The following is a 14577-nucleotide window of genomic DNA, read 5'->3' as shown; positions in this document are numbered from 1 at the left end:
GTGCCCTCCCCCTCGTCCGAGAACCCTCTCGCCCACGAAGACGGATCCGCGAGGCCCGATGCGCCCCGCGACGACCTCCACCACGCACCGGACGCGGACGCCGCGCCCGCGAGCACCTCACCCGCGAGCACCGATCGACCGCGCCGCACCCCCACGGGTCAGATCCACCTCCCGCGCACCCCACGATCCGCCGAGCCCGAGGCGAGGCCCACCTGGACCGACGGGATCCCCACCACGACCGGCCCGATCCCGACCACCACCGGCTCGATCCCCACGACGACGGGACCGATCCGCACGACCACCGGGCAGATGCCGACGACGACCGGGCCCATCCCCACGATCACCGGTGGGATCCCCACCATCACCGGGGCGATCCCGGTGCTCGAGGATCCGGGCGATCGCGAGCGCGCGCACCTGCCCAGCGAGGAGGAGCTGCGCCTCAGCCGGGGCCGCGTCACCGCCCTCGTGATCGCGGTGCTGACGACCCTCAGCGCGATCGGACCCCTGGCCACCGACATGTACATCCCGGCATTCCCGCAGGTCACGCAGGATCTCGGGACGACCCCGGCGCTGCTGCAGCTGACCATCACCGCATTCTTCGCGGGCACGGCGGTCGGTCAGGTGGTCGCGGGCCCGCTCTCGGACCGCCTCGGGCGCCGAGTGCCGCTGCTGATCGGGATCGTGCTGTGCCTCGTCGCCTCGATCGGGTGCGCCCTGGCCCAGGACATCGAGACCCTCACGGTGCTGCGGATGGCGCAGGGCGTCGGTGGCGGCTTCGGCATGGTCCTGGGTCGTGCCGTGCTCATCGACATGACGGACGGCCCGGAGCTGTTCCGCACGATGAACATCATGCAGGGCGTCGGCGGGATCGCACCGATCGTCGCCCCGCTGCTGGGTGGTCTGATCCTGCTGGTGGGCCAGTGGCGCGAGGTGTTCCTCGTCATCGCGGCGATGTCGCTGATCTCCCTGATCGGCGCCCTGTTCCTCATCCCGGAGTCGCTGCCGCGCTCACGGAGGCACTCCGGTGGCTTCCGCACGTTCCTGCACAACTGCCGGACTCTGCTCCGTCGGCCGGTGTTCGTCGCGTATCTGCTGGTCAACGCGTTCTCCGCGTTCGCTCTGATGGCGTACGTCTCGGCGTCGTCCTTCGTCGTGCAGGAGATGCTGGGGTTCACCGCGACCGGGTACTCGATCGCGTTCGCCCTCAACTCCGCCGGGATGATGACCATGTCGTTCCTGTCGGCGCGCCTGACGCGTCGCCATCACCCTCGAGTGATGATCCGGATCGGGCTCACGATCGTCTCGGTGGGCACGGTCGCCCTGCTGACGGGCGCCCTGTTCTTCGGGACGCCGGCGTGGATCGTCCTGCCCGCCTTCTTCCTCGTCGTCGCGCCCCAGGGCTTCGTGTTCGGCAACGGGGGAGCGCTGGCCTCCCAGGAGGCCCGCGAGTTCGCGGGCACGGGATCGGCGATGCTGGGCCTCGGGTTCTCCTTCGCAGCCTCGTGCGCGGCACCGCTCGTGGGCCTGGCCGGCACCCACACCGCGGTCCCGATGGCGACCGTCATGGTGATCGGGGTGGCGCTGTCCATCGGCTGCTACGTTGTGGCCGGTCGCGCGGCGGCGCGGGAGGCCTGAGTGCCCCGGCATGCCGGACCGGGGAGAGCGGGCTTGCCTCAGACCTTCGCGGGGACCCGCGCGGCCGCGTCCTCGCGGCGCTGCATCTCGGCCTCGTCGTCCAGCCAGTCGGCGCCGCGATCGCGCAGGGCCACGATGTACACGATCAGCGAGGCCAGGATCGCGAGCGTCACGTAGATCGTGAAGGTGCCGATCCGGTCCGCGCTCTGGGCGGCGGTGTAGAGCAGGGGAGCGGTGCCCCCGAACACGGAGTTCGCGAGCGCGTATCCCAGACCGACGCCCAGGGCGCGCACGTGCGTCGGGAACAGCGACGCCTTGACCACGGCGTTGATCGACGTGTACCCGGTGAGGATCACGAAGCCGACCAGCAGCACCAGGAACGCCAGGGCAGCGCTGTGGATCTCCGGGAGCCGGAACGTCAGCACCCACGTGTAGAGCACGCCGCCGATCCCGAAGAACACCAGCAGGGACTTGCGGCCGATGCGGTCGGCGACGAGCCCGCCCAGGGGCTGCAGGAGCATGAGCGCTGTCAGGGCGATGAGGTTGATGACCGTGCCCGTCACGAGATCACCACCGGCGAAGGATTTCTGGATGATCTTGGGGCCGGTGACCGAGTACGTGTAGAAGGCGACGGTGCCGCCCATCGTCACGAGGAAGCACAGCACGAACGGGCGCCAGTAGCGCGTCAGCAGCTCACGGATCGACCCGCTGCGCCGATCCGACGCGCGATGCTCGCCGAGCGTCTGGACGGTGAGGGACTCGTCCATGGTGCGACGCAGCCAGAACACGACGATCGCCGAGATGCCGCCGAGCCCGAAGGCGATGCGCCACCCGATCTCGGAGATCCAGGTGGTGTCGGCCGACAGGATCATGATCAGCAGCGTCGTCTGGGCCAGGACGTGGCCGCCGACGAGGGTGACGTACTGGAACGAGGACAGGAAGCCGCGCCGGCCCGGGACGGCGGACTCCGACATGTACGTGGCACTGGTCCCGTACTCGCCGCCCGTCGCGAAGCCCTGCAGCAGTCGGCAGATCATGAGCACGATCGCGGCGCCGATACCGATGGACGCCTGTGTGGGCGTGAACGCCACGGCGAAGGAGCACAGGGCCATGAGTGACACCGAGGCGGTCAGGGAGCGGCGCCTGCCGTAGCGGTCGGCGAACCAGCCGAAGAACCACGAGCCCACCGGTCGCATCACGAAGGTGACGGCGAAGATCGCCCACACGTAGACGTGCGAGTTCTGGTCGTCGGCGGCGAAGAACTGGGACTCGAAGTACGTCGAGAACACCGAGTAGACGTACACGTCGTACCACTCGACGAGGTTGCCGGCGGAGCCCTTGAGGGTGTTGGAGACCGAGCGTCCCAGGGAGGAGGGGGCGCGCGTCGTGGCCTGGGTCATGATCGGCAGACTAGACCTGGGTGAAGCCTGAACCTGCTCGGACGTGCCAGCACGGGTGCGGTTCCACGCCCTGGGAACTGGCTGAAAGATCACAGGGGGCGTGTGTCATGGCAGGTGGGGGACTCGTGCGGCGGAGCGCTCCGCGGATCTTGGGGCGCGGTGCCAAAGTTCCGGTGCGTGGGGTTCCTTTCGAGGGCGGGAATCTGCGTCCTCGGGTCGATTCGGCTGCGTCGACGGGACGTCCTCACTCAGCAAGGCCGTACACGGGGTTACCTGAGCCAGGACGTCCCATCGTCCCTGTGTCGACGATTCCGTGTCTTGATGTATCGATATGTGATGCGGTGGCACGACGGCAGGTGGCACGCGCCCTGGATGGAGCTCGATGGACGACGCGCCTGGTCGGCACAAGGTGACGATGAGTCGGCGTCCCACGGAGCTGCATGGTGTGGGGAACCGGCGACGACGGCGCCGCGCGAGGCGGCATGCCGCACGTCGTCATGCGTCCAGGCCGCACAGAGTCGCCCCGAGACCCACGGACCCCCTCGCACGCAACGCCGATAATGCACGTTATGTAAAGTCAACTCGTGACCCTGGCCCTCCACGAGCCCCCGGCCTACTGTGCACCTCATGAGCATCGTGCGGCTGGACAACACCGGGATCATCGTCGAGGACCTCCCCGCGGCGATCGCCTTCTTCGTCGAGCTGGGGTTCGAGCTCGAGGGCGAAGCCACCGTGCAGGGCGCGTGGGCCGATGCGCTGCTGGGGATGGACGGCGTCCGCACCGACATCGCCACGGTGAGGACCCCTGATGGACAGGGCCGGGTCGAGCTCTCGGTGTTCCGGGAGCCGGTCCAGCAGCCGGCGCCGGATCTCCCCTTCGCCGTGGCCGGAGTCCCCCGCATCACCGTCGTGGTCGACGACCTCCAGGACACCATCGCGCGACTCGTGCCGCTCGGTGCCGAGCTGGTCGGCGAGGTGGCGCGGTACGAGGACTACTGCCTCTTCGCCTACCTCCGCGGCCCCTCCCGCATCGTGATCGGGATCGTCGAGGAGCTCGGCTGACCTGCACCACCTCGTCCGGCCGGCTCTACGGCGACGGCGCCGGAGCGCGCCGGGCGTCTCACGCGGTCGGCAGGTCCCGTTGATACGACGTGAACACCTTGTCCGTGCGGAAGCCGAGGTCCGTGTACAGGCGGGTCGCACCGGTCAGGCTCTCCGCGTCGACACCCAGGTCCACCGTGTCGTAGTTCCCGCTGGCCTTGGCCAGCTGCAACGTCCTGGTGATCAGCGCCCGCGCCACTCCCCTGCCGCGCGCCGCCGATGTCGTGCCCACCAGCGCGATGTACAGCTCCCGGGGCTCCCATTCCTGCGCGATGACGTAGGCGATCGCCGTGCCGTCGTCGTCCAGGGCGATGCTCGACAGCGCCGGACGCGCCGCGTGCGAATGCCAGAACTGCTCCCAGCGGCCCTCGCTGATGGGAGCCGAGCCCCAGTGGTCCGCGAAGGCCGCGTTATGCGCCGTGCGGACGGTCGCCTTGTGCCCTTCGTCGGGGCTGACGGCGGTGTAGGCCGCCGGCAGCGCGCGCTCGTCGATCTGTGTGTCGAGTGCACGGGTCATCTCGTGGAAATCCCGCACCGCGGTGTACCCACGGGCCTCCAGGAGATGCCGGACCGGATCCCCGGCGAGGCCCCCGCTGCTCTCGAGATAGCCGGGAGCACCGGGATGCTGGTCCGCCGCCAGCTGCACGGCCCGGCGCTCAAGCAGTCCGAAGATCAGCGTCCCGATGCCCGCGCGGCGATCCGCGGCCCGGACGCCTCCCTGAAGACGCGCCCGGACGCGGCCGTCGTGCGTCAGCTCCTCGGGGAGGTTGACGCCGCCGTAGGCGATGAGCTCGTCGCCGCGGCGCACCGCCACGGTGTCCAGGGCGAGGTCCGTGCCGGGTGTCGAGAGGAACTCCCGCGTCGATTCCAGCGGCTCCGTCTCCCCCGTGCCGTCCGTCGCGGCCAGGGCGTTGACCAGCGCGTTCAGTGCGGGGGCGTCCTCGGTCGTGAGGGCGTCGACGACGAGGTCAGCGGGGAGGGAAGCGGCGTGGCGCGCGGAGTCGTGGATGGACATGTGCCCATCGTCTCGGCCGGAGCGCCGGAGGTGCAACTGCATTGCCCTGAGGGTCCTCCGCCGGAGGCGCGCGGAGGACCCCACCGTGTACCGGGCTGCTGGGAATCCCCGGTCAGCTCCCGAGGTGCGGGAACCGGCCGTGGGCGGATGTCGCCTCGCGCAGCGCGATCGCCGGGAGCGTGCGGAATCCGTCGACCGCGAACGCGCGGCGCCCCGGGGGGCCCGTCCGCCGCCAGGTGCCGACGATCCGCCCGCGGCGCAGCACCGCGCGCTGGAAGACGCCGTTGTTGCCCGGGACCAGGGCGTCCAGGTGCTCCTCGGGGACGAGCGCGGTGCGATCGGGGTAGCCGAGCACGATCTCGTCGAAACCCGGCAGGAGGTGCAGGCGATCCACGGCGCTCCCTGCCGCGGCGACCTCGTCCAGGAGTCCGGGCCGCCACCACAGCTCCTCCCCCGCGACCGTCGCCGCGGGATCCGTCTCCAGCTCGCCGCGGAGGGATGGCAGCACCCGTCGCAGCGTGGTCAGCGGCAGTTTGGACCACCAGGCCGCGTCGCGCAGCGTCGCCGGGCCGTGGCCCGTGAGATACCGGAGCAGCAGCTCTGCCGCCGCGGTATCGGTGTCCCCGCCGAAGCGCTCGGCGATCGAGGTGCCCAGCGGCAGCCAGGTCTCGGCGAGCACCACGTCGTTGCTCTGTGCCTGCGGGTTCCACGGGCCGTACGCGGCGACGCCCGTGGCCATGAGGTAGGACAGCACGTGGTAGCCGCGCCCTCTGGCGGGGGCAAGACCCTCGCGCTCCCACAGCGCGAACAGGTCCTCACGGGACAGCCCCCGGGTGCGCTCCCCCGCGGCCGACTCGAGCAATGTGCGGGCGCGATCCACCTGCTCGTCGTCGAGCCCCAGCTGGCCACGACGGCGCTCCTGGGCGCGGGCGGGCGCGCCGGCACACAGCTCGGTGATCCAGCGCAGGTCCTCCGCGGCGACCGCGAAGACGGTCCCCCGCATCGGGTAGCCGCGCACGATCGTGCCCTCGTCGAAGGCGGCGAGCACCGCCGCCACCGCGACCTGCGCGCTCGGGGCGACCTCCGGGGACAGGCGCAGCGCGATCGAGGCGATCACACCGGGCAGGTCCTGGCCCTGCATCGCGAGCTGCGCCCGGGCGACGTCGTGCGCCGTGCCGAAGGGGCGAATGGCGAGCCCCTGGGCGACGAGGCGACGGGCGACGAGCGAGGGATCGACCATGGCCACAACCTAGCCCGACCCGCCGACGCACGAGCCGATTGGCCCCGAGCCCGATCCCGGGCGTTGACTGTCCCCGTGCCCGTCCTCGACATCCCCGCCATCGGCCAGGTCAGCGCGCTGGTGATCGTGCTGCTGGCGCTCGCGGCCTTCGCGGCCGGATGGGTCGACGCCGTCGTGGGAGGCGGCGGCCTGATCCAGCTCCCGGCGCTGCTCACGGGACTTCCTGCCGATGCCTCCACGGGCACGGTGCTGGGCACCAACAAGCTCGCGAGCGCCGCCGGGACCGCAGTGTCCTCGGCCACCTACGTCCGCAGGATCGGGCCGATGCTCGCGACGACCGTGCCGCTCATCGTGTGCGCGGCGGGCGGCAGCACCCTGGGCGCGAGCCTCGCGACCCTGATCCCCGGCCCCTGATGTCGCCCATCGTCCTGGCCGCGCTGCTCGTGGTCGGGGCCCACACGCTCCGGCGTCCCACCCTGGGCCTCGAGCACACGCCGCGGCACACGGGACGCGCCCACGTGTGGCGTGCCGGTGCGATCGGCCTGGTGGTGGGCATCTACGACGGGATCCTCGGCCCGGGCACCGGGACGTTCCTGGTCATCGCGATGGTGTCGCTGCTGGGGTTCGGGTTCCTCGAGGCCAGCGTCCACGCGAAGCTCGCCAATCTCGCCACCAACCTCGGGGCGCTATCGGTGTTCGCCGCTCACGGGGAGGTCGCGTGGGTGCTCGGGGGGATGATGGCGGCCGCCAACGTCCTGGGCGGCTACCTGGGGGCACGCATCGCGCTGCGGCGCGGCTCCGGGTTCGTGCGGATCGTGTTCCTCGTGGTCACGGCACTGCTCGCGGTGAAGCTCGGGGTGGACACGGTACGCCTGGTGCTCTGAGGAGCCCTCAGCCGCGCTCGGCGATCGTGCAGATGCAGGCGCGGTTGCCCTCCGCATCGGCGAGCACGGTGAAAGACGGCGCCTCGGAGTCGTCGTCGATGATGCCTCCGGCCGCGAGAGCGGCGGCGATCCGGGCCTCGGCCTGATCGGCGCCCACCCAGAGGTCCACGTGCAGGCGCTGCCGCGGCACGTCGTGAGGATCGGTCCCCTGGAACCAGAGGGTCGGCACCCTGCCCGAGGGGTCGACGACGTCGTCGCCGTCCACCGCTCCGGCGTCCCCGGTCAGCAGGGCCGCCCAGAACGGCCCGGTGCGATCCCGGGCCGCGGTGTCGAGCCCCAGCTCCAGCATCACCGGCGCCGCCGGGTCCGCCGCGATGCCGGCCTCCCGTGCGAGGGCGGAGATCTCCCCCGCCAGGCGCAGGTCCCGCACGGTCACACCGCCCGCATCGTGGCTGATGAGCGTGAGGTCCACGTGGGGGAACGTGAGCCGCACGTCGGGGTGGTGATCGCGCCGCTCGGCCAGCTCGCCGATCCGCGCCACGAGGTCGAGTCCGGCGGCGAAGGTGCGGGTCAGCAGGCGCGTGCGCAGACCGTCCGGGAACCCCTGCCAGTCGGCGAGGCCCTCGGCGGCGAGGGCGTCGAGGAGCTCCTGACCCTTCAGGACTGGATCGGCCATGATGTGCCTCCGGTGCTCGGGGCGCGGACGGAGCGCGCCGGTGCGGTTCCTCGCGTACTGCAGGGCCGGCCGTGGTCCGGGCCCCGATGCGCCACGAGTCCTGATGTGCACAGTGCCACATGCGCCCGGAACGAACCAGGCCCAGGCCCAGGCCCAGGCCCAGGGCACGGAATACCCCTGCCCCGGAGATGGTTGAAGGTCGTATCACCCGTCCGCGCCCCTGCGCGCGCAGCACCGCCCGGAGGTCCTCATGCTCGACCCGACCACCCTCTTCCAGTACGAGAAGGACGTCGAACCGCGATCGCTCACCGCGACGACGATGGTCGTGACCCTCGAGGCGTTCGCCGATGCGGGCCACGCCCAGGAGCTCATCGAGGAGCATCTCTTCGACGCCCTGCCCCACCGCGTGATCGGCCGCCTCGATCTCGACCAGGTCTTCGACTACGGCGCGCACCGCCCGGAGATCACGCTCGAGCACGATCGCTTCCTCGACTACGCCCGCCCGGAGATCCTGCTGTACGAGGTGACCGCCCCCAATGAGCGCCCCTTCTACCTGCTGACCGGGCCGGAGCCCACCCTGCAGTGGGAGCGCATCGCCTCGGCGATCCGGATCGTCGTCGAGCAGCTCGGCGTGACGCGCACGGTGATGGCCCAGAGCTTCCCCGCCCCGGTCCCCCACACACGTCCGCTGACCATCACCACCTACGCCGACGACCCCGAGCACATCCAGGCGCCCCGGCCGCTCCCGGCGACCTTCCGGATGCGCTCGACCTTCACCTACCTGCTCACGCTGCGGCTGGGGCAGGCCGGGCACGAGACCGTCGGGCTCGTCGCCCACGTCCCGCAGTACCTCCACGAGATGCCCTACCCCGAGGCGACCATCGCCCTGCTGCGCGGCATCGAGACGGAGACGGGACTTCCCATGCCCGTCGGCGCGCTCGCGCCCGCCGCCCAGGCCACCCGGGAGGCCGTCGCCGAGCAGGTGGCAGACGCCGCCCAGCTCCAGCAGCTGGTCCGGGCGTTCGAGGAGAACTACGACCGCGCGCTGCCCGCCGGCCCCGGGGACAGCACACCCGGCGGCCCCGCCGAGACCGAGGTGCCCTCCGGCGACGAGATCGCCGCCGAGGTCGAGCGGTTCCTGCAGGGCCTCGGCGATGGCACGGGCGACACCGAGGACGGTCAGGACCATCAGGCGTCGTGACAGAGGGCAGGGAAACCGCGCTCACGCCTGCTTCTCGCGAGCGCATCGGGGATGTCCGCTCCGCCGACAGGAAAGGACCCGAGCGGTCACGCGTCCCAGGAGTACTGGTGTTCGCCCTCGTCGTCAGCCCATGACGACGGCGTCGAGGAGCTGAGCCAGTCGAGCGGCTCGAGGTCTGATGCCGTCGGGCCGTGGAGGACGCGTTGCACGGCTGTGGCGATGTCCTGGTCCGCGCGATCGGTCCGGGCCGCAGGGTCCACGGAGACGAACAGTGCCGTCCGGCTACGAGCGACCAGGCCGAGGAAGCGACGATTCAGCTCCCAGGGGACCTGGGGCGTGCACGGGATGCAGTCGGCGTCGACAGCGTGGAACCTGCCGTGCTGTGCGAGCCGGAATGCGAGGGTGTTCACACCCATCCGACGTGTCCGCGACCAGTCCGAACCCGACACGTCATCACCCGTACGCGAGACGTGCGTGAGCCCGGCCGCAAGATGTCCGACAGTGTTGCAACCGATGAGGAGCGCCGAGCCCGACGCGCTGCGGATCGTGCGATAGAAGTTCACGAGCGCCTCCGCCGTCGTGAGATCCCGGCGCCGCAACGGGGGCCCGCCGGAGGGGCTGTCGCCCATCTCGAAGCCCCACCGGCCGACGAGATCCACGGTCGAGAAGTCGTGCTTGATCATCTCGAAGCCCCATCCCACGAGCCGCGCGAAATCCTCGGAGATCCGCTCGTCCATGCCGGGTGCCGTGGGGTCCAGCGCGGTCCGCCCGTCACGCTCCCACCGTGCCGCCGGGTCGGACCGGGATCGGGTCAGAAGGGGACGGAACCAGATGCCCGGTCTCGCGCCCTCGGCACACACCGCACCGGGAAGCTCCGCGAGCCGCGTGAACTCGGGGTCGCGCCCCGCGTCCCAGGGCCCGCCCGATGCCGCGAATCCGTCCGCCACTCCGGAGGGCGACCATCCGTCGTCCAGGACCGCGTACGGGCGACGGGGACCGGGACCCGCGTACTGGGATATCAGCCAGGCATCGCGCAGGACCGTCTCGACGTCGAGGCCCTTGCCGTAGGCGTAGTACCAGTTGTTCGCCCCCACGACCGGGTGCTCGGGCATCAGAGGATCACGGCACAGCAGGCCCATCAGCTCACACTGCGCCGCGAAGGCAGAGAGCCCGGAGGCCTCACTCCACCGAATCGTCCCGGCGTGGATGGCGCGATCGCCGGGGCGGACGGAGGCACCACCGCAACGGAGATCCAGGACCAGTCTCACCTGCCTTTCCGACACCGTCCACCCTGCGAAGGCACCACCGCGGACCTCGACCCCGAACCCCCATGTCGCCCCGACGTCCGTGTCATGGACGAGCGCTGTCCACGGCAACGTCCGGGAGCCGTCCATGTGTGCCCACCGGAGATCTCCGTAACTCCGTTCCCAGGCATCGCCGAGGACGAGCCCGGAGGACGGAACATCGACTCGCCAGGTCAGGCGCACTCGAGCCACGTCGTCGAGCGCTCCGATGTCGACCTTCAGGCCGTTGCCTGCGCGGGTGCAGACCACGTAGACCGACGAGGGCGGGACCCATCCGTCATCGACGCCGACCTGGACCTCGATGACAGAGGGGTCGGCGACGGGGATCTCGGGCATGGTGTTCCTTCTCGGGTGAGGCGATGTGGCGGTCGCGGCGGATCGAGTTCTCGGGGTGCGGGCCTGCCAGGGCGGCCCGCACCCCGAGCTGGGATGTCAGTCAGGACGACGTCACCTTGCTCGACGCCTGCGCCTCCTCGAGCTCTTTACGGATCTGGTCGCCCCCGTTCTTGCGCCAGGTGGCCACGGCGTCGGTCCAGCTCCCGGGCTCCTGCTTTCCCTGCAGGATCGCGGTCTGGGTATCTGCCAGGGCCTTGTCGAGCTGTTGGCCCTTCTTGTCTCTCGTGTCGGAGGGGAGTGCGAGAGCGGGATTGACCTGACCCAGCGGGGCGAGCCACCGCAGGTGATCGCATTCCATCTCGGTCACGTCCGCATGCTGCTCGAGGTAGAAGACCTGCGGCGGCGCTCCGAGGTATGACAGACCGAGCCCGATCTCCTGCTTGCCGAGATCGGTGAGCGAGGGTGCACCGCCGGACATCTGGAAGGTCGACACCTCGGTGCCGTAGTTGACCATCGTGTACTCGTCGGTGCCGAACGGTGATGCCAGCCAGTCCAGGATGCCCAACAGCATCGCGGCCCGCTCATGATCTCCCTTCTTCAGGCCGACGACGCTGTGCGTGGGGTGACCGAGGTACGTCACGGGGTCGCCGTCGATCCCTCCGAACTTCATGAGCTTGACCTTGAAGGCGTCTCCCCCGGTGTTCTCCGAGTAGAAGCCGCGCATCGCGGTGTAGGTGTCCATGGTGAACACGGCTGATCCCTGGTTGAACCACTGTTTGGACAAAGTGCCGATGTTGGAGCTGAAGCTGTCGGGATGCACGACACCGGCGTCGAGGAAACGCTTGGCATCGGCGAGGATGTCGGGCATCTTGTCGTCCTCGATCGCGGCGGTGAAGCTGCCGTTGCGGACCGACCAGGTGTTGGCGATGCCGTACATCTGCCGGAGCAGCGTCATGGGAGCCTCGGTGAATGCCCAGCGACTTCCTGCCTCGTCCGTGACCTCGGCCGCGGCGTCCAGGAGCTCCTGCACGTTCTGGGGTTCGATCTCCATGCCCAGGGAGTCCAGGATGTCCTGTCGCTGGTGCACCACCGTGCTCGAGACTCCTCCGCGAGGAATCGGGACCCCGTGGATCGCACCATCGAAGATGCAGTACTGCCAACAGGACGTCGGCAGATTGGCCAGGTTCGGGTAGGCAGAGATCGCGTCGCCGGACACGAGGTCGGTGATGTCCTCGAAGATGTTCGACATCAGGGCGGCCTTGGGCGTCGGTGTCGTCCAAACCTGGACGATGTCCGGGAGATCGCTGCCGGCAACAAGAGTGGTGAACTTGTCGTTCATCTCTCCGGCCGGGACCATCGAGATGCTGAGCTCGACCCCGAGGCGGTCCTCCATGGCCTGCCACTGAGAGTTCTTGTCCCGAACGGTCGGCGGGGGCGTCGAGAGCGCGAGGAAGGCCTTGACCTCGGAGCCGTCCCCGGGGATCTTCTCGGTGGCCTTGATGCGCGTGGTCGGGTATGCGGTGAATCCGTCGGCGACCCACTCCCCGTCTCCCGGGATATCGGGGGTGAGTCCCTCGAAGCGTGTCTGCGTCGGCAGCACGACGCTGGAATTGGCCTGCGCTGCCTGCGAGGAGGTCTTCTTGGACGAGCAGCCGGACAGCGCCGTGGCGCCGAGCGCCGAGGCGCCGCCTGCCAACGCCGCAACCCGCAGGATCGTGCGTCGGTCGAGTCGATTGGTGTTCAGGGCGGTGTTGCGATGGGGGGACATGTTCTCTCCTTTGAGTTTCATCCCTTGACGGCTCCGGTGAGGACTCCCTTGGCGAAGTGCCTCTGGAGGAATGGGTAGACGACGAGGATCGGGACCACCGAGACGACGAGGATCGCCATCTGGAGCGACTGCTGGGGCGGGAACGCCCCGTCGATGATGCTGAGCTGGCTGGAGCTGAGCGACGAGCTGTCGACCACGTACGACCGCAGCACGAGTTGCATCGGCCATTTCGCTGAATCGTTGAGATAGAGCAGCGCGTTGAAGAACGAGTTCCAATAGCCCACGGCGTAGAAAAGGCCGATCACGGCGAGGGAAGCCTTGGACAGCGGAAGCACGATCCGGGTGAAGATTCGCCATTCCGACGCACCATCGATGCGTGCGCTCTCGATGAGCTCGCTGGGGATACCCATGAAGAACGACCGCACGATGATGACGTTGAAGGCGCTGACGGCCGTGGGAAGGATCAGCGCCCAGTAGCTGTCGAGCATCCCGAGTCCCTTGACGACCAGATAGGAGGGGATCATCCCGGGTGTGAACAGCAATGCCCCGAGGACCAGGAACAGGATCGGTCGCTGGAACAGGCTCCCTTTGCGGCTGAGCGAGTAGGCGAGAGTCGTGGTCACTGCGAGGCTGATCGTCGTCCCGGCGACCGTGATGCCGATGCTGACCCAGACGGCGCGCGAGATCACGCCACCGTTGAGAATCGCTCGGTAGGCGTCGAGGTTGATCGAGTCAGGGAAGATGACGAAACCTCCCGCCTTCACGACGGCTTGCGGCGAGGAGATGCTCGTCGAGATGACCCCGAGGAAGGGGAAGATCACCAGGGCGCATGCCACGGTGAGCGCGATCGCCTTGAGGATGCGGACGGGAACGCTGGGCGGCGGTGTGCCGAGTGCCGTGGGACGGTGCCGCCTGCGGGGGCGTGGAGCGGCCTTGGGCTGCATGCTTGGGGTCGTGCTGGCGATGTCGTTCATGCGCGGTAGATCCCGTCCTCTCCGAACAGGTGGGCGATCTTGTTGGCGGCGAGCACGAGGACGACGCCGACGACTCCCTTGACCAGTCCGACCGCAGCACCCACTCCCCATTGACCGCCGAGGATTCCCTGGTTGTAGACGTACGTGTCCAGGACTTCGCTGACCCCGACCCCGACGGGCCCCTGCTGCAGGATGATCTGCTCGAAGCCCACCGTGAGGGCGTCGCCGAGACGGAGGATCAGCAGCAGGATGATGATTCCTCGCAGACCGGGAAGTGTGACGTGCCACATCTGGCGCCATCTGCTCGCACCGTCCACTGCAGAGGCCTCGTAGAGCTCGGCACCGATCTGCGAGAGTGCCGCGAGGAACAGGATCGTGGCCCACCCGGTGTCCTTCCACAGGATCTGGCTCGTGAGCACCAGTCGGAAGAAATCGGAGTTCCCGATCACGTCGAACGCTTCGTACCCGTTGGCGCGCAGCCAACCGTTCATCATGCCGCTGCCGCCGAAGACCGACTGGAAGATCGCGACGATCACGACCCACGACAGGAAGTGCGGCATGTAGAGAACGCTCTGGACGACTCGTTTGATGCGCTCTGACAGGAGGCTGTTGAGCACGAGCGCCAGCACGATCGGGGCGGGGAACACGACGACGACCTGCAGGAAGAGGAGGATCAGAGTGTTCTTCAAGGCGTTCAGGAATTCGGCATCGCCGTTGAATATCACGGCGAAGTTCGACATGCCCACCCATTCGCTCTCCCCGATCCCGAGATAGGGCTGGTAGTCCTGGAAGGCGATGACGTTGCCGAGCAGCGGTGCGTACTGGAAGGTGAGGAGGAATATCAATCCGGGCAGCCCGAGCAGGATCAGCGGCAGATCACGGCGCAGACGAGCGCGGAAGCGCACGGTACGGCCGGCCGGTCCCGAACTCTCGACGCGGTCCGGAACAGCCTGTATCGCGGACCGCGCCATGGGGGGCGGGAGTGGTGTGTGCGGCATGCATTCTCCTCGTCGAGAACTTTCATCCATGGATTGGACTTAAAC

Annotated in this window: 11 protein-coding genes and 1 pseudogene; 4 read left to right on the top strand and 8 right to left on the bottom strand. The window is 69.1% G+C overall.

From position 1 onward, the window contains the following. Entirely contained in the window at window positions 1-1635 is a 1635-nt protein-coding gene (locus tag ACT3TZ_RS13965; RefSeq protein ID WP_444584041.1) for a multidrug effflux MFS transporter, read from the top strand. Window positions 1636-1673: 38 nt separating this feature from the next. Here the strand turns inward: ACT3TZ_RS13965 and ACT3TZ_RS13960 are convergent, their stop codons facing one another. After that, the gene (locus ACT3TZ_RS13960; RefSeq protein ID WP_444584040.1) at window positions 1674-3035 is read right to left on the bottom strand and encodes an MFS transporter; all 1362 of its coding nucleotides are present in this window, start codon (window positions 3033-3035) and stop codon (window positions 1674-1676) included. Between the two features lie 627 nt (window positions 3036-3662). Between ACT3TZ_RS13960 and ACT3TZ_RS13955 the strand changes: the two genes are divergently transcribed. Next, window positions 3663-4097: a VOC family protein gene (locus ACT3TZ_RS13955; protein ID WP_444584039.1), complete on the top strand. Its 435-nt coding sequence runs from the start codon at window positions 3663-3665 to the stop codon at window positions 4095-4097. 58 nt (window positions 4098-4155) lie between these two features. On the opposite strand, the gene ACT3TZ_RS13950 is transcribed toward ACT3TZ_RS13955, so the two are convergent. Both ACT3TZ_RS13950 and ACT3TZ_RS13945 read right to left on the bottom strand, forming a co-directional pair. Then, window positions 4156-5151: a GNAT family N-acetyltransferase gene (locus ACT3TZ_RS13950; RefSeq protein ID WP_444584038.1), complete on the bottom strand. Its 996-nt coding sequence runs from the start codon at window positions 5149-5151 to the stop codon at window positions 4156-4158. 112 nt (window positions 5152-5263) lie between these two features. Further along, entirely contained in the window at window positions 5264-6391 is a 1128-nt protein-coding gene (locus ACT3TZ_RS13945; protein ID WP_444584037.1) for a winged helix DNA-binding domain-containing protein, read from the bottom strand. A gap of 75 nt (window positions 6392-6466) precedes the next feature. On the opposite strand from ACT3TZ_RS13945, the pseudogene ACT3TZ_RS13940 reads away from it, so the two are divergent. Beyond that, window positions 6467-7275, top strand: a pseudogene (locus ACT3TZ_RS13940) (TSUP family transporter). 7 nt (window positions 7276-7282) lie between these two features. Here the strand turns inward: ACT3TZ_RS13940 and ACT3TZ_RS13935 are convergent. Continuing rightward, window positions 7283-7951 carry a 4a-hydroxytetrahydrobiopterin dehydratase gene (locus ACT3TZ_RS13935; protein WP_444584036.1) on the bottom strand — a complete coding sequence of 223 codons (669 nt, stop codon included), beginning with the start codon at window positions 7949-7951 and terminating at the stop codon, window positions 7283-7285. 250 nt (window positions 7952-8201) lie between these two features. Between ACT3TZ_RS13935 and ACT3TZ_RS13930 the strand changes: the two genes are divergently transcribed. Then, window positions 8202-9152, top strand: a complete 951-nt coding sequence (locus tag ACT3TZ_RS13930; protein ID WP_444584035.1) for a PAC2 family protein — start codon at window positions 8202-8204, stop codon at window positions 9150-9152. A gap of 86 nt (window positions 9153-9238) precedes the next feature. On the opposite strand, the gene ACT3TZ_RS13925 is transcribed toward ACT3TZ_RS13930, so the two are convergent. The 4 genes from ACT3TZ_RS13925 to ACT3TZ_RS13910 form a co-directional block, all read right to left on the bottom strand. Next, window positions 9239-10264 (bottom strand): hypothetical protein, encoded by a 1026-nt coding sequence (locus ACT3TZ_RS13925; RefSeq protein WP_444584034.1) that lies wholly within the window; start codon window positions 10262-10264, stop codon window positions 9239-9241. Window positions 10265-10892: 628 nt separating this feature from the next. After that, entirely contained in the window at window positions 10893-12560 is a 1668-nt protein-coding gene (locus ACT3TZ_RS13920; protein WP_444584033.1) for an extracellular solute-binding protein, read from the bottom strand. A gap of 17 nt (window positions 12561-12577) precedes the next feature. Next, complete coding sequence (locus ACT3TZ_RS13915) at window positions 12578-13534, bottom strand: carbohydrate ABC transporter permease (RefSeq protein WP_444584032.1); 957 nt, start codon at window positions 13532-13534, stop codon at window positions 12578-12580. After that, window positions 13531-14439, bottom strand: coding sequence for an ABC transporter permease subunit (locus tag ACT3TZ_RS13910; protein WP_444584031.1), 909 nt, complete (start codon window positions 14437-14439; stop codon window positions 13531-13533). The genes ACT3TZ_RS13915 and ACT3TZ_RS13910 overlap by 4 nt, the downstream gene beginning before the upstream one ends. Window positions 14440-14577 lie beyond the last annotated feature (138 nt).

The organism is Brachybacterium sp. AOP25-B2-12, assembly GCF_052378625.1.
GTDB lineage: Bacteria > Actinomycetota > Actinomycetes > Actinomycetales > Dermabacteraceae > Brachybacterium.
This window is presented reverse-complemented; position numbering and strand designations above follow the sequence as displayed.